The 18,674-nt window shown below is 48.9% G+C and carries 18 protein-coding genes; 10 read left to right on the top strand and 8 right to left on the bottom strand.

Features of this window, described 5'->3' with window-relative positions:
* Positions 1-6 precede the first annotated feature (6 nt).
* From ACPAOP_RS01990 to clpS, 3 genes are all read right to left on the bottom strand, one after another.
* Positions 7-285: a hypothetical protein gene (locus ACPAOP_RS01990; RefSeq protein WP_423679267.1), complete on the bottom strand. Its 279-nt coding sequence runs from the start codon at positions 283-285 to the stop codon at positions 7-9.
* Between the two features lie 73 nt (positions 286-358).
* The gene (gene clpA / locus ACPAOP_RS01995; protein WP_423679266.1) at positions 359-2,659 is read right to left on the bottom strand and encodes an ATP-dependent Clp protease ATP-binding subunit ClpA; all 2,301 of its coding nucleotides are present in this window, start codon (positions 2,657-2,659) and stop codon (positions 359-361) included.
* Entirely contained in the window at positions 2,656-2,964 is a 309-nt protein-coding gene (gene clpS, locus ACPAOP_RS02000; protein WP_423679265.1) for an ATP-dependent Clp protease adapter ClpS, read from the bottom strand. Before clpS ends, clpA begins: the two co-directional genes overlap by 4 nt.
* Positions 2,965-3,350: 386 nt before the next feature.
* On the opposite strand from clpS, the gene ACPAOP_RS02005 reads away from it, so the two are divergent.
* The 3 genes from ACPAOP_RS02005 (at position 3,351) to ACPAOP_RS02015 (ending at position 5,663) form a co-directional block, all read left to right on the top strand.
* Positions 3,351-3,554 carry a cold-shock protein gene (locus tag ACPAOP_RS02005; protein WP_110257373.1) on the top strand — a complete coding sequence of 68 codons (204 nt, stop codon included), beginning with the start codon at positions 3,351-3,353 and terminating at the stop codon, positions 3,552-3,554.
* A gap of 124 nt (positions 3,555-3,678) precedes the next feature.
* Positions 3,679-5,043 (top strand): cache domain-containing protein, encoded by a 1,365-nt coding sequence (locus tag ACPAOP_RS02010; RefSeq protein WP_423709112.1) that lies wholly within the window; start codon positions 3,679-3,681, stop codon positions 5,041-5,043.
* Positions 5,043-5,663, top strand: coding sequence for a response regulator (locus ACPAOP_RS02015; protein WP_423679263.1), 621 nt, complete (start codon positions 5,043-5,045; stop codon positions 5,661-5,663). The genes ACPAOP_RS02010 and ACPAOP_RS02015 overlap by 1 nt, the downstream gene beginning before the upstream one ends.
* Positions 5,664-5,738: 75 nt before the next feature.
* Here ACPAOP_RS02015 and icd read toward each other — a convergent pair whose 3' ends face one another.
* Positions 5,739-6,992: an NADP-dependent isocitrate dehydrogenase gene (icd, locus tag ACPAOP_RS02020; protein ID WP_423679262.1), complete on the bottom strand. Its 1,254-nt coding sequence runs from the start codon at positions 6,990-6,992 to the stop codon at positions 5,739-5,741.
* A 182-nt stretch (positions 6,993-7,174) separates the two neighbouring features.
* Here icd and ACPAOP_RS02025 point away from each other — a divergent pair, with 182 nt between their 5' ends.
* From ACPAOP_RS02025 to ACPAOP_RS02035, 3 genes are all read left to right on the top strand, one after another.
* Positions 7,175-7,720 carry a pseudouridine synthase gene (locus ACPAOP_RS02025; protein ID WP_423679261.1) on the top strand — a complete coding sequence of 182 codons (546 nt, stop codon included), beginning with the start codon at positions 7,175-7,177 and terminating at the stop codon, positions 7,718-7,720.
* Between the two features lie 159 nt (positions 7,721-7,879).
* Complete coding sequence (locus tag ACPAOP_RS02030; RefSeq protein WP_423679260.1) at positions 7,880-8,080, top strand: hypothetical protein; 201 nt, start codon at positions 7,880-7,882, stop codon at positions 8,078-8,080.
* Between the two features lie 109 nt (positions 8,081-8,189).
* Complete coding sequence (locus tag ACPAOP_RS02035; protein ID WP_423679259.1) at positions 8,190-8,639, top strand: DUF192 domain-containing protein; 450 nt, start codon at positions 8,190-8,192, stop codon at positions 8,637-8,639.
* 125 nt (positions 8,640-8,764) lie between these two features.
* Here the strand turns inward: ACPAOP_RS02035 and rpsT are convergent, their stop codons facing one another.
* A complete protein-coding gene (rpsT, locus tag ACPAOP_RS02040) occupies positions 8,765-9,028 on the bottom strand; it encodes a 30S ribosomal protein S20 (RefSeq protein ID WP_423679258.1) in 264 nt (87 codons plus the stop codon).
* Positions 9,029-9,269: 241 nt separating this feature from the next.
* Here rpsT and ACPAOP_RS02045 point away from each other — a divergent pair, with 241 nt between their 5' ends.
* A complete protein-coding gene (locus tag ACPAOP_RS02045) occupies positions 9,270-9,863 on the top strand; it encodes a GNAT family N-acetyltransferase (RefSeq protein WP_423709968.1) in 594 nt (197 codons plus the stop codon).
* Positions 9,864-9,874: 11 nt separating this feature from the next.
* Positions 9,875-11,044, top strand: coding sequence for a vWA domain-containing protein (locus ACPAOP_RS02050; protein ID WP_423709114.1), 1,170 nt, complete (start codon positions 9,875-9,877; stop codon positions 11,042-11,044).
* 9 nt (positions 11,045-11,053) lie between these two features.
* On the opposite strand, the gene ACPAOP_RS02055 is transcribed toward ACPAOP_RS02050, so the two are convergent.
* Positions 11,054-11,890 (bottom strand): response regulator, encoded by an 837-nt coding sequence (locus ACPAOP_RS02055; RefSeq protein WP_423709115.1) that lies wholly within the window; start codon positions 11,888-11,890, stop codon positions 11,054-11,056.
* A gap of 135 nt (positions 11,891-12,025) precedes the next feature.
* Between ACPAOP_RS02055 and ACPAOP_RS02060 the strand changes: the two genes are divergently transcribed.
* Entirely contained in the window at positions 12,026-14,017 is a 1,992-nt protein-coding gene (locus ACPAOP_RS02060; protein WP_423709116.1) for a DNA topoisomerase IV subunit B, read from the top strand.
* Positions 14,018-14,181: 164 nt separating this feature from the next.
* Positions 14,182-16,497, top strand: coding sequence for a DNA topoisomerase IV subunit A (gene parC / locus ACPAOP_RS02065; RefSeq protein ID WP_423709117.1), 2,316 nt, complete (start codon positions 14,182-14,184; stop codon positions 16,495-16,497).
* Positions 16,498-16,610: 113 nt separating this feature from the next.
* Here parC and ACPAOP_RS02070 read toward each other — a convergent pair whose 3' ends face one another.
* Both ACPAOP_RS02070 and ACPAOP_RS02075 read right to left on the bottom strand, forming a co-directional pair.
* On the bottom strand, positions 16,611-18,263 hold the full coding sequence (locus ACPAOP_RS02070; protein ID WP_423709119.1) for a diguanylate cyclase: 1,653 nt from the start codon (positions 18,261-18,263) through the stop codon (positions 16,611-16,613).
* Positions 18,264-18,656 (bottom strand): response regulator, encoded by a 393-nt coding sequence (locus tag ACPAOP_RS02075; protein WP_423679252.1) that lies wholly within the window; start codon positions 18,654-18,656, stop codon positions 18,264-18,266.
* Positions 18,657-18,674 lie beyond the last annotated feature (18 nt).

The raw sequence follows: 18,674 nt of genomic DNA on the forward strand, positions 1-18,674 counted from the left end.
CGGTTTTTATTTCTTCATTTTACGGCTGCGACCCGCGGATTCGCGCAGCAAGGTGTAATTCCAGGTATCTTCATGCGGACCGGTATCTGAGGCGACGCAAATCAGGAACGTATCGTCTTCATCTTTCATCCGGCGACCGATTGCCGTATATTTTTTTTCGGAGTTGCGCCGGTCATAGACGTCGACCTCGACTTCCTTACCTTCCAGCGCGGCAGGTGATAAGACCGCATTCACCGTCTTCGTCGTGTAATCCAGCACATACAAGGGAGCAACAAAACTACCCATGACGATCTCCAGAGTGTCAAATGACAGGGCTGAAAAAAACAGCGACCTTGAAGATCGCTGTGTAATTTTTTACTTATTCCACTTCAACAATTTCCTGTGAAGCCTCAGGTGGTGTCGCATCACCTTCGCTGAAATCCAGCGTAATCTGATCTTTATCATCCAGATCAACGATGACGCGACCACCAGACACCAGGCGGCCAAACAACAACTCATCAGCCAGAGCCTTACGTATCATGTCCTGTATCAACCTAGCCATAGGGCGTGCGCCCATCAGCGGATCAAAGCCCTTCTTCGCAAGGAATTTGCGCAAGCGCTCAGAGAAAGTCGCCTCGACCTTTTTCTCATGTAATTGCTCTTCCAACTGCATCAGGAATTTATCCACGACACGCAGAATAATTTCTTCGTCCAGCGGACGGAAACTGATGATCGCGTCAAGACGATTACGGAATTCCGGCGTGAACATGCGCTTGATATCCGCCATCTCATCACCGGCTTCACGACTGTCATTAAAACCGATAGATCGTTTCTGCAAGCTTTCAGCGCCAGCGTTCGTGGTCATGATAATGATGACGTTGCGGAAATCCGCTTTACGGCCATTGTTATCGGTCAGCGTGCCATGATCCATGACCTGCAACAGTATGTTGAAAACATCAGGATGCGCTTTCTCTATCTCATCCAGCAGCAGCACTGCATGCGGCTTCTTGTTAATCGCCTCGGTCAGCAAACCACCCTGATCGAAACCGACGTAACCCGGTGGCGCACCGATCAGGCGACTGACCGCGTGACGCTCCATATACTCCGACATGTCGAAACGGATCAGTTCTATGCCCAAAGTGAAAGCAAGCTGTTTCGCCACCTCGGTTTTACCGACACCGGTTGGACCAGAGAACAGGAAAGAACCAATCGGCTTGTCCGTTTTACCCAGACCGGCGCGAGCCATCTTGATCGCAGAAGCGAGCGCTTCGATCGCAGGTTCCTGACCGAACACGACATTTTTCAGATCGCGATCAATCGTCTGCAATTTGCTGCGATCGTCCTGATTGACGGTTTGCGGTGGAATGCGGGCAATCTTGGAAATAATTTCCTCAATGTCTGCTTTGCCTATGGTTTTCTTCTGTTTCGATTTCGGCAAAATACGTTGCGCTGCACCGGCTTCATCGATCACATCAATGGCCTTATCCGGCAAATGGCGGTCGTTAATGAAACGCGCAGACAATTCAGCTGCCGTCGTCAATGCCGATGCGGAATACTTTACATTGTGATGTTCTTCAAACTTCGATTTCAAGCCGCGCAGAATTTGCACGGTTTGCTCGACCGTTGGCTCGTTCACGTCAATTTTCTGGAACCGGCGTGACAACGCATGATCTTTTTCAAAGACGCCGCGGTACTCAGTATAAGTTGTCGCTCCTATGCACTTCAGTTGTCCGCTGGACAAAGCAGGTTTCAGCAGATTGGATGCGTCCAGCGTTCCGCCCGATGCAGAACCGGCGCCGATGATGGTATGAATCTCATCCACAAACAAAATACCGTTCGGTGTTTCTTTCAATTGCTTGAGCACGCCCTTGAGACGCTGCTCAAAATCGCCGCGATACTTCGTCCCTGCCAGCAACGCCCCCATATCCAAGGAATACACCACCGCATTTTGTAAAATATCGGGAACTTCCGCTTTGACGATACGCAAAGCCAATCCCTCGGCGATCGCTGTTTTACCGACCCCGGCTTCACCGACCAGCAAAGGATTGTTTTTACGGCGGCGGCAAAGGATCTGAATCACACGTTCGACTTCACTGTCGCGTCCGATCAAAGGATCGATTTTGCCCTCTGCTGCAGCCTTGTTCAGGTTTTGCGTGAACTGATCAAGTGGATTTTCTTTCGCCTGCGCATCTGCCTGCCCTTCCTCACCACCTTCAGGTGATTTCTGTGGCTCATTCGGATTGTCTTTGCGTACGCCGTGGGAAATAAAATTCACCACGTCCAGGCGGGTGACCCCTTGCTGATGCAGGTAATACACAGCATGCGAATCTTTTTCACCAAAAATAGCCACCAGAACATTCGCTCCGGTCACTTCTTTTTTACCGTTAGAAGACGACTGCACATGCATGATGGCACGCTGAATCACACGCTGGAAACCGAGTGTCGGCTGCGTATCGACTTCTGCTGTACCCGGTACCGTCGGTGTATTATCGGTAATGAAGTTTGTCAGGGTTTTGCGTAAGTCATCAATATTGACCGCGCAAGCACGCATCACTTCGGCGGCCGAAGGATTATCCAGCAAAGCCAGCAGTAAATGCTCGACCGTGATGAATTCATAACGAGCCTGCCTGGCCTCAACAAACGCCATATGCAAACTGACTTCTAATTCTTGCGCAATCATACTTCCTCCATCACACATTGCAGGGGGTGTCCTGCCTTACGAGCGTGTGTCAAAACGAGTTCCACTTTAGTCAGTGCAATATCTTTCGAATATACGCCACAAATTCCTTTACCGTCTCTATGTACTTTGAGCATGATCTGCATCGCCGTCTCACGGTCTTTATGAAAGTATTCCTGAACCACCGCTACCACGAATTCCATCGGGGTATAGTCGTCGTTCAATAATATTACCTGATACATCGACGGCGGTTTGAGCTGTTGCTCCTGCCGCTCCAGTACCGTACCATTTTCGTGCTTGTTTCCCATGCGTCTATTCTAGTACGTTGATTCGTTCCAAAGGCAAATAATAAACAGGTAAAACTACCTTATTTTCGTTCTCAGCAGATGTTACCTGCTTTCTGTCAGACTCACAGATGGTGATCATTTTTCACAGATCAAGTTTTAAGTGAAAAGCAGGCTTTCCACTTAATTGTATAAAGGAATTTACTGACATTACTTAAAAATACAACAATGGGCGAGGAGTAAATAAAAGTTTCTTGACTTTAGTTTTTTTTCCGCCAAGAATGACATTTATTGACTGCATTAGTATCAATTAGTCAATATGAAGTGGGCAAGTTTAGGGAGGGCTGGCATGTCGTCAGATTTCTTGCTTTTACGGCTCGTGTGATTAGTTTTTATTTGAAAGACGCATTATGGCAACAGGTACCGTCAAGTGGTTCAATGATTCCAAAGGCTTCGGCTTTATCACTCCGGACGACGGTGGTGAGGATTTGTTCGCCCACTTTTCCGCAATCCAAATGAACGGCTTCAAGACCCTGAAAGAAGGTCAGAAAGTATCGTTCGAAGTCACGCAAGGCCCTAAAGGCAAGCAAGCTTCCAACATTCAAAATCCTTAATTTTCACATTCTGGATTTTCTGAAAAACCCCGCTTTCGCGGGGTTTTTTTATTTTGCTGAAATAACGACGTCAGTAGACAATAGCCGATAAGCCTGAACCACCACCACAGACAGCTCTGACGAAATGAAACTTCGCTATAAATTTATACTGCTCGCCATCATTCCGCTTTTGCTTTCGTTCGCGGGCATTTCAGCAGCAGTGTTTTATCAGGCGACAAACCTGGCGAAGCAACAGCGAAATACCGTCGAGCAGGCGTATCTTGCCAGTAAGGAGGCAGAACTTAAGCACTACGTCAGCCTGGGAAAAGCGGCAATTCAGCATTTTTACAACAGTAATAAAGACGTGGCCCAAAATCAGGAAGCTGCGAAAAAGATGCTATCCACCCTAGATTTTGGTGATGATGGTTACTTTTATGTCTATGACATGCAAGGCAATAATCTGATGCATCCGCGACAACCTGATCTGATGGGAAAAGATCTGTGGAATCTGAAAGATCCCGAGGGAAATTTCACTATTCAGAATCTGATCAATAAAGCGAAAAATGGCGGTGGTGCGGTACGCTATTTATGGGAAAAGCCATCCAGTGGTCAGATTGCACCAAAACTGGGTTACGTGATCCTGCTTGAGCGCTGGGGCTGGATGCTGGGGACAGGCATCTATCTTGATGACGTCGATGCGGCACTCAATAAAATTGATGTGCAGGTCGAAAAAAATATACGTGGCACCTTATTGTGGATCACCGTAATCGCTCTGGTTTGCGCACTGTTGATCGCCCTTTCCGGCTTAGTGCTGAATATCAGCGAGTCCAGAATCGCCGAAGCTAAACTCAAAGTACTCGCACGAAGTGTGGTCCGCTCTCAGGAGGACGAACGCGCCCGCTTGTCACGTGATTTACATGATGGTCTCAGTCAGTTACTTGTCTCAATTAAATTGCAGATCGAGTCCGGCCTCGCAAAGCTGGAAACTGCCCGGCATAAGCAAGAGTCAAGCAGATTACCATTTCAGCGCGCAACACAACAACTGAATGAGGCACTTAACGAAGTGCGCAGAATTTCACATGATTTGCGCCCGGCGATGCTGGATGATCTGGGCCTGGTCGCGGCATTTGAACATCTGGCCGGAGAATTTGAAAATGCATCAGGCTTACCTGTGCGCGTCACTGCGACAGGAAATTTCAGCAAATTGTCAGAAATCAGTAATACAGTTCTGTTCAGGATAGCCCAGGAAGCACTGACCAACATCCATAAACATGCACATAATGTCAGCCACGTAGATATCCGGCTCATCGAAACTGGTGAATTCATCACATTGACAATTGAAGATGATGGAAGTGGCTTTGATATCCAGGACATAGAGAATCACCCTAAACGCGGGATAGGCCTCAGCAATATGCACGAGCGCATGGCGACTGTGAACGGTAGTCTGGATATACTCTCGGGCACAGATGGTACCCGCGTGATAGCAAAAATTCCGAACGGAGAAATATGATGACGGACAAAAAGACGATCAATCTGCTGTTAGTCGATGATCATCCGCTGGTCAGAGACGGACTGAGGGCGCGGCTGGAAAGCGTTCCCCACTTTCACGTAGTCGGAGAAGCTGGAAATGCAGCGGACGCGCTGAAAATGGTGATGCATCATTCACCGGATCTGATTTTGATGGACATTAATCTGGGGGGGGCGAGTGGAATCAGCCTGACCGCAAAATTTGCACAAGATTATCCTCATATCGCGATCATTATGCTCTCTATGCACGATAAAGCAGAGTATGTGAGTCAGGCAATACAAGCAGGTGCCCGGGCCTATGTATTAAAAGATGCCCCCGCGGAAGATATTATCAATGCGATAGAAACAGTCAGAGCCGGAGGAAGGTATTTCAGCTCCGGCCTCAAGCAAAATAATACAAACAACGCAACTCAGATACTGACTCAACGGGAACAATGCGTTCTTAAAAGTATTGCGACAGGAAAGTCAAACAAACACATAGCACAAGACTTAGGCTTAAGTGTCAGGACGGTGGAAACACACAGGCTGAATATCAAACGCAAACTCAATATTGAAGGCCAGGCCGACCTGATTCGCTATGCCCTGAATAACATTGATCAGTAATCCGAAGAAGAATAAAAAAAGCCAGCTTATGCTGGCTTTTTTTGACTCTGTCAGAAACAGATGGTCTGCTGAGAATTACATATTCTCAATCATGACATCACCGAAACCTGAGCAGGATACTTGTGTAGCACCTTCCATCAGACGGGCGAAATCGTAAGTGACTTTCTTCTGCGTGATTGCTTTTTCTGTCGACGAGATCAGTAAATCTGCCGCTTCAGTCCAGCCCATGTGACGCAGCATCATTTCAGCTGACAGAATTAATGAACCTGGGTTCACATAGTCTTTACCGGCATACTTAGGTGCAGTACCGTGAGTCGCCTCGAACATAGCAACGGAATCAGACAGGTTAGCACCCGGAGCGATACCGATACCACCGACCTGAGCTGCCAGCGCGTCAGAGATATAGTCGCCATTCAGGTTCAGTGTGGCAATAACGCTGTATTCGTTCGGACGCAACAGAATTTGCTGCAAGAACGCATCTGCAATCGAATCTTTCACTGTAATTTCTTTGCCAGTCTTTGGATTCTTGAATTTGCACCATGGACCGCCATCAATCAGTTCTGCACCAAATTCTTTTTGTGCCAGAGCATAAGCCCAGTCACGGAAGCCACCTTCGGTGTACTTCATGATGTTACCTTTGTGAACGATCGTCACTGATGGCTTGTCGTTGTCAATCGCGTATTGGATCGCTTTGCGAACCAGACGCTCAGTGCCTTCGCGGGACACTGGCTTGATACCGATACCCGAAGTCTCAGGAAAACGGATTTTCTTCACGCCCATCTCGTCTTGCAGGAACTTGATCAGCTTTTTAACCTGATCTGAGCCTTGCGCGAACTCGATACCGGCATAGATATCTTCAGAATTTTCACGGAAGATCACCATGTCAGTTTTTTCTGGCTCACGCACTGGAGAAGGCACGCCTTTGAAGTAACGGACTGGACGTAAGCAAACGTACAGATCAAGCTCCTGACGCAGGGCAACGTTCAGCGAACGGATACCGCCACCGACTGGCGTAGTCAGAGGACCTTTGATAGAAACAACGTAATCTTTCAATACTTTCAGTGTTTCTTCTGGCAACCAGACATCCGGGCCATACACTTTCGTAGATTTTTCACCAGCATAGATTTCCATCCAGCTGATTTTGCGTTTGCCTGCATAGGCTTTCGCTACGGCCGCATCAACGACCTTGATCATGACAGGGCTGATATCAACACCAGTACCATCGCCTTCGATAAAAGGGATGATAGGATTATCAGGAACATTCAATGAAAAGTCAGCATTGACGGTAATTTTTTTACCTTCAGCAGGTACTTTAATATGTTGATACATTGTTTTCTCCGTAGTTAGGCGATCAAGCGGGTCACGCTTTTCTCGTAATATGCCTTGCTTGCCAACACAGCGGTCAATATCGCTATTAACTCTTCTATAAGACACAAGACCTTCATTTCGTATTATGCACTAGTATTTTACTGGATGCCATCTGTTTACAAAATTGCGTTTACCATATTGCCATGAAACTCATCTTATTTAACAAGCCATTCAACGTCATGTGCCAGTTTTCCGCCCACCCTGAACGGCAAACGCTGGCGGACTATTTGCACATTCCTAATATATACCCGGCAGGACGTCTTGATGCGGATAGTGAAGGTTTAATTTTGCTGACCAATGACGGCAAACTCCAGAATCGTATCAGCCACCCTGATCACAAACAGCCTAAAACTTATCTGGTGCAGGTCGAAGGCATCCCCGACAAGGACGCCCTGGAACGACTGCGCAACCCTTTGGATCTGGGCGATTTTGTGACGCAAGCCTGTACTGTGATGCATGTACAGACACCCGAATGGTTATGGGAAAGAACACCGCCAATTCGCCAGAGGAACCAGATTCCTACCAGCTGGCTTTGCATCATTCTGTCAGAAGGAAAAAATCGTCAGGTGCGGCGAATGACGGCAGCAGCCGGACTGCCGACTTTACGCCTGATACGTACCGCGATCGGAGGATTTTCCTTAGAATCACATCCATTACTGCCGGGAGAATGGATGGAAGTCGGCATCTGAGTGGTTTTATTGCCTTACAGTATCAGAAGTCACCACTTAACTAGGTACCGCTTAATTATTTAACAGCTCCTCATGTCAACTTATCCGTATTTGTGTACGTTATAGAGATGATTCCTGTCGAATCATCCATCGCAACGTCATCACCTAAAGGAAGTTAACATGAAAAAATTGATCGCCACACTGATTGCTGGTCTGTTTGCTTCAGCCGCTTTCGCACAAGCTCCTGCCCCGGCAGCTTCCACCCCGGCATCTGCTTCCGCAACGACCGAAGTCGCCAAACCAGCTAAAAAAGTCAAAAAAACGAAGAAAGCAAAAAAAGCTGCGGCTGAATCTGCTGCATCTGCATCAACAACAAAGTAATCAATCAAAATTAATTACTTTGTCACAAATAAAAAAGGCAGGATATATTCCTGCCTTTTTTATTTGCGGTAGCATAGCCATTATTATTTTTTATCATACACCAACGACGATGAACATTTCCCCCGCAATCAAACTGAAGGCAGCGAGTGCCTTGCTGCTGACCACGCTGATTCCATTCGCACATGCAGAGAGAAAACTACCTGTAAAGCAACTTTCCGCAGGAATTTACGTGATTCAAGCGGAAGTAGCTGCCAGTGAAGCAGACCGGGAACAAGGCCTGATGTTCAGAACAAAAATGGGAGCCAACGAGGGCATGGTATTTGATTTTGGCGCCCCGGCCGGAGTCTGTATGTGGATGAAAAATACATTGATCCCGCTATCCGTTGCATTTATCGATGCGGAAGGGAAAATTATCAACATTGAGGATATGCAGCCGGAAACGACCGACTCTCACTGCGCGAAAAAGACGGTCCGCTATGCACTGGAAATGAATCAAGGCTGGTTCAAACAGAAAAATATTAAACCAGGCAGCAAAATTGAAGGACTGCCGCTCCGTTAATCGCTTCGATACGGATATACAGCAAACTGTATATCCGGTAAAGACAGGCAGAAAAACAAAAAACCGCAAAAATGCGGTTTTTTTATATCTGAAATTGCCTGTAAAAACGACAGGCAGAGCAACTATTAAGCCAGCGCTTTCAGAGCAGAAGCGAGGCGGCTTTTATGACGGGCAGCCTTGTTCTTGTGAATAATTTTCTTATCAGCAATACTATCGATAGTCGATACGGATGCTTGAAAAATTGTTGCTGCAGCAGCTTTGTCACCAGCTTCGATTGCTTTACGAACAGCTTTAATCGCTGTACGCAGAGCCGAGCGTTGGCTGGAATTATGTGCGTTTTGTTTTACTGCTTGACGAGCACGTTTGCGTGCTTGTGCGGTATTTGCCATGAGATTTCCTAAACGTGGTCAAAGCGACGAGGTCAAAACATTTGATTAAATGCCACGCCGCAAAATTCTATACAGCTTTGCAGTATAACGGCTTTTATTTTCGTTAGCAAGCATTGCTGTTGTTTTGAGTGAATAGAAGATTATAACCCGTAAAACCCACTTTATTCATCCATTTTTCATTATTGTTACTGATATGCACGGACTTTTTGTGCAAAAGTCTTAAAAATAACTACTTCTGGGAATCAGTATGGAATGCCAGCCACTACATTTAGAGGGAACCCGCGTCAACCTGGAGCCATTAGAGCAGGCACAGATTGCAGATATTCGCAAAGCAGCTGCCGATGGCGAACTATGGAAGTTATTTTTTACTTCGGTTCCCACACCCGAACAGACACAACAGTGGCTAGACACGGCGCTTGCCATGCAAGCACAGCAAAAAGCGATTCCTTTTGTCGTCCGTGAAAAATCAGAAAACAAAATTGTTGGAAGCACCCGCTTTTGCAATATCGATCATCAGCACCAGCGTCTTGAAATCGGTTACACCTGGTACTCGCAATCGGCGCAACGCTCGGGTATCAACACGGAATGTAAGTTATTGATGCTGACACATGCGTTTGAGGTACTGAACTGCATCGCGGTAGAATTTCGCACAGACTGGTTTAACCGGCGTTCGCAAGCGGCAATTGAACGGCTCGGCGCCAAACGTGACGGGGTTTTGCGCAACCATATGATACTGCCCGATGGGCGTATCCGTGATACGGTCGTCTACAGCATTCTGCAAAGTGAATGGCCGGGTTTGAAAAAGAATTTGCAATATCTGCAAAGTAAATACTGAGAGATACACAAGTGCTGATCGATTTCTTCTTTACGTTAAAAGACGCAAAAATTCCTGTCTCAATCAAAGAGTTTCTGATGCTACTCGAAGCATTGGAAAAGGACCTGATCGCGTTGTCACTTGACGATTTTTATTTCCTGTCTCGTACGATTATGGTCAAAGATGAGGCGCATTACGACAAGTTTGACAAAGCCTTCGGCATGTATTTCAAAGGAATAGACACGATCTTTGAGAAGCGTCCCGACATACCACTCGACTGGCTGAAGAAGCGACTGGAACGCGAACTGAGTGACGAACAAAAAGCGGCGATAGAAAAATTTGGTTACGACAAACTCATGGACAGACTCAAAGAGCTGCTCAATGAGCAAAAAGAACGGCATGAAGGCGGCAGCAAGTGGATAGGTACAGGCGGCACCTCGCCTTTCGGTAATGGCGGCACAAATCCCGAGGGAATACGCATCGGTGGCAAAGGCGGTAACCGCAGCGCAGTCAAAGTATGGGAGGAGCGTGCGTTCAAAGATTACGACGCTGAACGTGAACTCGGCACTCGCAACATCAAGGTCGCGTTGCGCCGCTTGCGCAAATTCGCCCGTCAGGGTGCAGAAGAAGAACTGGCGCTGGATGCAACGATCAAGGCCACCGCTAACAATGCTGGCTATCTTGATATCAAGATGCAGCCCGAGCGTAAAAACAATATCAAAGTACTGATGTTGCTGGATGTCGGCGGAACAATGGACGATCACATACAGCAGACGGAAGAGTTGTTTTCAGCAGCGAAAACTGAATTCAAGAATATGGAATTCTTTTATTTCCATAATTGCGTGTATGACTATCTGTGGAAAAACAACCGTCGCCGTCACGCAGAAAAATTCCCGACCTGGGATGTCTTGCGCAAATATCCGTCAGATACCAAAGTCATCTTCGTTGGCGATGCCACCATGAGTCCGTATGAAATTCTGCAACCGGGCGGCTCCGTCGAATACAACAATGAAGAAGCCGGTGCAGTCTGGCTGCAGCGTTTTGCAACGATGTTTCCCAAATACATTTGGCTTAATCCGGAACCGGAAGGCCTGTGGCAATACCGGCAATCTATTTCGATTATCCGTCAGGTCATGAGTAACCGCATGTTTCCGGTCACTATTGAAGGTCTGGAGAGGGGAATGCGATTACTCAGCAAGTAATCGCATGGCTTATTTATTAAATAGGTGCAGATATTTTTTAATGGTGCGGAGCAGAACACGGCGCGACAAGGGCTTCACCAGAAACCCGTCGCAATGGACGCGCTCCGCCAGCCCGAGTTTGTAGTCAAAAGACTGGTCAATCAAAAAAATCACCGAAGTTTTCAGACCATGATTTTGTTTTTTCAGACCATCACATAAGCGGTAAGGATCAACATCCGGGGTGGATGTGTTAATCAGGGTCAGCGCATGCTGATTATTCCGGTCCAGCATCAGGGCACTGCGTTCATCCGATGCCAGTGTGACTGTGATGCCGTAATGATCCATGATAGCGGCAACGTATTCACGGAACTGCGTATCCTTGTCAACGACCAGAATACCGCCCTTCGCCATCGGTGTATCACGCATTTTTTGATACACCTGAGGATCAGTCAGATCAAAATCGATGCGCTTGTGTGTGCGTCGCTCATGCACCGTTAAATTGATGGTATGCGCGGCTAAAGTATTCAGTAACAGATCGCGCTTATTAACCAGCTCGTCGAGAATACTGAAAATAGTGCGCCAGCGTATGGGTCTTGGCATCACTTCATACGGCAAATCGATGTCGGTCTTGCCGATCAGCAACACGGGCATCGCCTCACCGGGATTCAGATCGGACAACGTTGCAATCGCTTTGATGTTGCTGGCATTGACGATATACATGTCCGGATCCTGGACACAACCTGTCCTCAGGCATGTATAGCGGTAACCGGTCTCGCGTGCTACCGCAAGCACTGCGGAAAATGTTTCTTCCTCTTTGGCGGAAAATCCAAGCAGTCGGATCGCGATCGTTGGAGTTTTTATTGACATCGTTTATCCATCTACCTATTACAGCTACAATAGCTGCAAAAACGTATGCAAGAATACATCTAAAATCACGTATTCCGTATTTAAAAATTGCAAAACATTATTGCACTTTAACTAAAACAACAGATTTCTATTTGCATGGCCACTAAAAAAAATACGACTCCGTCCGACTATAGCGAATCATCCATCCGCGTCCTCAAGGGATTGGAACCGGTTAAACAAAGACCGGGCATGTATACCCGCACAGAAAACCCTCTGCATATTATCCAGGAAGTCATCGACAATGCGTCCGATGAAGCGCTGGGCGGTCATTGCAAACACATACAAGTCACGCTCAATACCGACGGCAGCGTCAGCGTTGAGGATGACGGCCGCGGTATTCCGGTTGGACTGCATCCGGACGAAGGTGTTCCCACGGTCGAAATTGTATTCACACGTTTGCACGCCGGCGGCAAATTCGACAAAGGTTCCGGCGGAGCCTATGCGTTTTCCGGCGGTCTGCACGGCGTTGGTGTCTCCGTCACAAACGCGCTATCCAAACGTCTGGAAATTACCGTCTGGCGTGAAGCTGGCCTGCATCAGCTGACCTTTGCCGATGGTGAGGTGATAGAACCACTGCGCAGCCAGCCTATTCCCCGCGGCGATAAAAAAAGCGGCACCCGCGTCAGTATCTGGCCCGATGCAAAATATTTTGATTCTGCGAATATACCCCAAGGTGAGTTACAGCGTTTGCTGCGCTCAAAAGCGGTCTTGCTGCCAGGCGTGAAAGTCACACTGAGCAATGCCAAAACTGGTGAATCGCAAACCTGGCAATACGATCAGGGCTTGCGTGGCTATCTGACCGAAGCGCTGGCCCAGTATTCGCATGGCGAACCACTGATCCCGCTGTTTGAAGGCGAGCAATTCGCCAGTGCGGACACCGAAGGTTTTGCCGAAGGCGAAGGTGCGTCATGGGTTGTGGCCTGGACCGAAGAAGGCAATGTGGTGCGTGAATCATATGTGAATCTGATTCCGACGCCAGCTGGCGGCACGCATGAATCCGGTCTGCGCGAAGGCTTATTTGGCGCGGTCAAAAGCTTTGTAGAAATGCATTCGCTGCTACCGAAAGGCGTCAAGCTGTTGCCGGAAGACGTATTTGCGCGCGTCTCATTTGTGTTGTCAGCAAAAGTGCTGGACCCGCAATTTCAGGGGCAGATTAAAGAACGTCTGAATTCTCGCGATGCCGTGCGTCTGGTGTCCTCATTCGCCAAACCACCGCTGGAACTGTGGCTCAATTCGCATGTCGATTACGGCAAAAAACTCGCTGAACTGGTCATCAAACAAGCGCAGTCGCGTTTGCGTTCAGCGCAAAAAGTGGAAAAGAAAAAATCCTCCGGCGTGGCCGTTTTGCCGGGCAAACTGACGGACTGCGAATCCAGCGACATCACCCGCAATGAATTGTTTTTAGTCGAAGGTGATTCCGCCGGTGGCTCCGCAAAAATGGGGCGTGACAAAGAATTTCAGGCGATTCTGCCCTTACGCGGTAAGGTGCTCAATACCTGGGAATCGGAACGTGATCGCCTGTTTGCGAATAATGAAATTCACGATATTTCAGTCGCTATTGGCGTTGATCCACATGGGCCTAACGATAACGTTGATCTGTCGAATCTGCGTTACGGCAAGATCTGTATTTTGTCCGATGCGGACGTCGATGGTTCACATATTCAGGTGCTGTTGCTGACGCTGTTTTTCAAACATTTTCCACAACTCATCGCCCGTGGTCACATCTGCGTTGCACGTCCGCCGCTGTTCCGCGTTGATGCTCCGGCACGTGGCAAAAAGCAGGCGCAAAAAATCTATGCGCTCGATGCTGCCGAGCTGACATCCATCGAAGACAAGTTACGCAAGGAAGGCGTTAAAGACGGCGCATGGAATATTTCCCGCTTCAAAGGTCTGGGTGAAATGAATGCTGAACAATTATGGGAAACCACGATGAATCCTGACACCCGCCGCTTGTTACCGGTCAGCCTTGGTGAATTCGATCAGGATTTTTCCGAGGGGCGCTTCAATATGCTGATGGGAAAAGGCGAAGCCGCGGCCCGTCGTGCCTGGATAGAAGAACACGGCAATGCTGTCGAGGCCGATATTTAAGGCGCTGGAATGCTTTTGAAGGTCTGAAAATACTCCCCCCAGTATATATAAACACCCCAATGAATATGCGGACATAAGGTGTATTTTCAGACATACTCCCCGAAAATTACAGATGAAGGCAAACAGAACGGCGCTTTGCCGGATGCCACAAAGAATAAAAAACTATGAGCGAACAAGCGAATTTATTTGAACAGACACCGCCGCCAGGTGATGGCGAAGCACTGACGCTGGCGAGTTTCGCCGAACGTGCTTACCTTGATTATGCAATTTCCGTCGTCAAAGGACGCGCCTTGCCGGACGTCTGCGATGGTCAGAAACCGGTGCAGCGCCGCATCCTGTTTGCGATGAACGAACTCGGTCTGAATTCGTCGGCCAAACCTCGTAAATCGGCGGCAGTGGTCGGTGATGTGCTCGGTAAGCTGCATCCGCATGGCGATCAATCTGTGTATGACGCGCTGGTACGGATGGCACAGGATTTTTCGCTGCGTTATCCGCTGATCGATGGACAAGGTAACTTCGGCTCGCGCGATGGCGATGGTGCCGCAGCGATGCGTTACACCGAAGCACGCCTGACGCCGATCGCTAAATTGCTGATGGACGAAATCGATCAGGGCACCGTTGATTTTCAGCCAAATTATGACGGCACTACCGAAGAGCCGAAACTGCTGCCTGCACGTTTGCCTATGGTGTTGCTGAATGGTGCATCCGGTATTGCGGTCGGTCTGGCCACCGAAATTCCTTCGCATAATTTGGGCGAAGTGGCGAAGGCGGCCGTCGCGCTGATCCGCAATCCGGCAATGAAACACGCGGAGCTGATGGAATATATCCCCGGCCCGGATTTCCCCGGCGGCGGACAAATCATTACACCGGCATCGGCGATTGCCGAGATGTATGCGAGTGGTCGCGGCAGCATGAAAGTGCGGGCACGCTGGAAGATAGAAGATATGGCGCGTGGTCAGTGGCAAGCTGTCGTCACCGAATTACCGCCCGGCGTCTCGTCACAGAAAGTGCTGGAAGAAATTGAAGAGCTGACCAATCCGAAAATCAAAACCGGCAAAAAAACGCTCTCGCCAGAACAGATCGCGTTAAAACAAGTGATCCTGTCGGTGCTCGATACCGTACGCGACGAATCAGGCAAAGATGCGCCTGTGCGTCTGGTGCTGGAACCAAAATCGAAAAATCAGGATCAGGCCGAATTCATGCAGATGTTGCTCGCGCATACATCGCTGGAAACGTCGGCATCGATCAATCTGGTGATGATCGGTGGCGATGGTCGCCCACGCCAGAAAGGGCTGCTCGATATTCTCAGCGAATGGATCGCGTTCCGTTTCACGACCGTCACACGTCGCACCCAATTCCGCCTGAAAAAAGTCGATGACCGCATTCATATACTCGAAGGTCGTGAAGCAGTTTTACTCAATATCGATGAAGTGATCCGCATCATCCGTGAGTCAGATGAGCCGAAACCTGCACTGATACAAGCTTTCCGCTTATCCGACCGGCAGGCGGAAGATATCCTTGAAATCCGCCTGCGTCAGTTAGCACGGCTGGAAGCCATTAAAATTCAGCAAGAGCTCGCGGAATTGCGTAAAGAAAAAGCCGCTTTACATGATTTACTGGATAATCCGGCCTCAATGAAAAAAGCGCTGATTAAAGAAATCGACGCTGATGCAAAACAATACGGCGACGCCCGCCGCACGCTGATAGAAGAAGCGGTTCGTGCCTCTGTAGAGCAGAAAGTCGTCGATGAGCCGGTCACGGTCGTCATTTCAGAAAAAGGCTGGGTACGCGCCCGCACAGGGCACGGACATGAAGCCAGCCAGTTCACGTTCAAGGCGGGTGACAGTCTGTATGGCACATTTGAATGTCGTACGGTTGATCATTTACTTGTGTTCGGCTCTAACGGCAGAGTCTATTCTGTCCCTGTCTCCGCCCTGCCCGGCGCGCGTGGCGATGGCGTGCCGATTACTACCCTGATCGATCTCGCAGCCGGCACAAAAATTCTGCATTACTTCGCCGGCAACAGCGACATAAGTTTATTGCTGGCATCGGATGCCGGCTATGGCTTCACAGCGAAAGTGGGCGACATGGTTGGTCGTATGAAGGCAGGTAAAGCGTTTATGACGCTGGAAGAAAACGATCTGCCACTGCCGCCGTCATTGATCGCCGAAGATGCAAGTGCGATTGCCTGTTTATCCGGCAACGGCCGTTTGCTGGTCTTCGGTCTGAATGAAATCAAACAATTGTCGAGCGGCGGACGCGGCGTAATTCTGATGGAACTCGAAGACAAAGAAGCCCTGCTTGCGGTACAGGCAATCAGCCAGAAAGGTGTCCGTGTAAGCGGTACCGGACGCGGCGGCAAAGCGCAGGAGGTGAATCTGAGCGCCAATGCACTGACGATTCACATCAACAAACGTGCCCGCAAAGGCAAGCCACTGGAAGCAAAAATCAAGGCCAGCAGCCTGCAGAAATTGAGTTGAGCAGCGTTCGTCAATCGCAGCAAAAAAAAGCCTGAAGATGCTTCAGGCTTTTTTTATTGAGCGGTCATTTTGAGTGTTCGCTTACCAGTAACACCACCTCCGCTATGCAGGTCTCAGGCGATCGTGATGCAATTGCGTCCGCTTTGTTTGGAGACATACATCGCTGCGTCGGCGGCATCAAACAAGGTATCGACATCGCCACATAACTCCAGGTCGGCGATACCGGCAGAAAACGTCGAAGAAAATTCCTTGCTTTCTGAATGCTGAAGAATTTTCGCAAAAGCAACACGGACCTGATCCAGTACACGGCGTGCGGTACTCGCATCGGTATGCGGAAAAATAACAGCAAACTCTTCCCCACCGTAACGTCCGACAATATCAGTGCGGCGCAGACGCTGACGCAGCAAACGTGCCAGTGTCCGCAGTACGTGGTCGCCGGCAGCATGCCCGTGCATATCGTTGACTTGCTTGAAATAGTCGATATCAATCATCGCCAGTGCCAGCGGCGTCGCATTACGATGCGCCTGCAAAATCTCGGCTGCAAGGTGCTCCTTGATCGCAGTATGGTTATATAAGCCGGTCAGGCCATCGCGCATAATCAGCGCACGCAGGGAACGATAGCGCTCGGCTCGGGTGGACAGCGAGGAAATCAGGTAATCCGGCGCAACCGGTTTGGTAATGAAATCATCCGCACCAGCACGCACGGCTTCCAACTGCTTCTGCGGATCGGCTTCGCTGGATAAAAAGACGATAGGCACATCCACATACGAATTATCCTGACGGATCAGTTGCGACAACTCTATCCCGCTGCACAGCGGCATGTAGACATCCAGCAGCAATAGCTCAGGACGGAAATCTGTCATGACAGATAACATCCGGGTCGGCTCATTGAGCAACTGCACGATCATGCCGGCATTACGCAAAATCGCGCCGTAATAGTTCGCCGTCACCACATCATCATCGACGATCAGTACCCGGTAACCTTTAGTTTCATCCCGCTGCAGGATCGTGTCGATTCTTTCAGTCAGCTCGACCACATCAACCGGCTTCGTAAAATAGCCGTCGCCTCCGGCATGCACGGCCAGTAAGCGTGATTCAAAGCTGCTGGATTTCGAAATGAAAATCGTCGGAATACGCAGACGTTGCAACTGTGCGACTTTTTTTATTTCTTCCACCCCACCGGTGCCATCTTCAGCAGACCCCATATCAATCACGATCGCATCCGGGCGCCGGCGCGCCACTGCCAACACCAGATCTTTCGGTTGTGCGATGCAGACGGTTTCGTAACCGAAATGCTCTAATTGTGTCGTGATTTCCTGATTTTGCCGGCAGTCCTGATTGACCAGATAAATCAGCCGCGACTGGTTCTCCGGCGAAGCTGGTTCGGTCAAACCAGGAGCCAAGGCGTCACTCAGTGTATTTTCTTTATTCAGGTTATTCAGAGCGGCAGCAAAATAGTCGCGGACATCGCGGGCATAATCGTCGAGTTCAGTCTGACTCCACTCTGCGCCAGTTAATAAAGGTTTCAGACGGGATTCGAACACGCGGGCCTGCACACCCAGTTCTTCAAAACCAAAAGTACCGGCGGAACCTGCCATCGTATGCAAATGACGATGCAAGGCAGCCAGCGACTCTTTGTCATGGGGATTGTGTACATACTGACCTAGTGCTCCCGTGATTTCATCAAACCGGGAGGGTAATTTCTGCAAAAAAACTTCTTCTAATTTACGCAATTTTTCTTGCAGACTATCCATTTTTTCAGACATTTACTTTCTTTCCTGCCAGAGCTTGGCAACCTGCGCGGACAATTCCATAGGATCAAACGGTTTCGCAATCACACCAATGGCACCTAAGGAATAATATAGTTCCAATTCATAGGTCTGCACTTTGGCCGTCATAAAAACAACTGGTGTCGTCGCCGTCGCCGGTAACCGACGTAACTCAGCCAATGTCGTTGGCCCGTCCATATTCGGCATCATCACATCGAGCAAAAGCAAATCCGGTACAAACCCTGCATTCACCTCAGACAATGCCTGACTGCCGGAACTGCAAGTCTTCAGCACAAAGCCACCAACAACCTCAAGGGCAATCTGCGCCACCGTCTGTATATCGGGGTCATCCTCAACATACAAAATGTTGACCAGGTTTGCAGATGTCATACCCACTCCTTCAGCAAA

The sequence above is a fragment of the Undibacterium sp. WLX3042 genome (genome assembly GCF_049544825.1).
Taxonomy (GTDB): Bacteria; Pseudomonadota; Gammaproteobacteria; order Burkholderiales; family Burkholderiaceae_D; genus Undibacterium.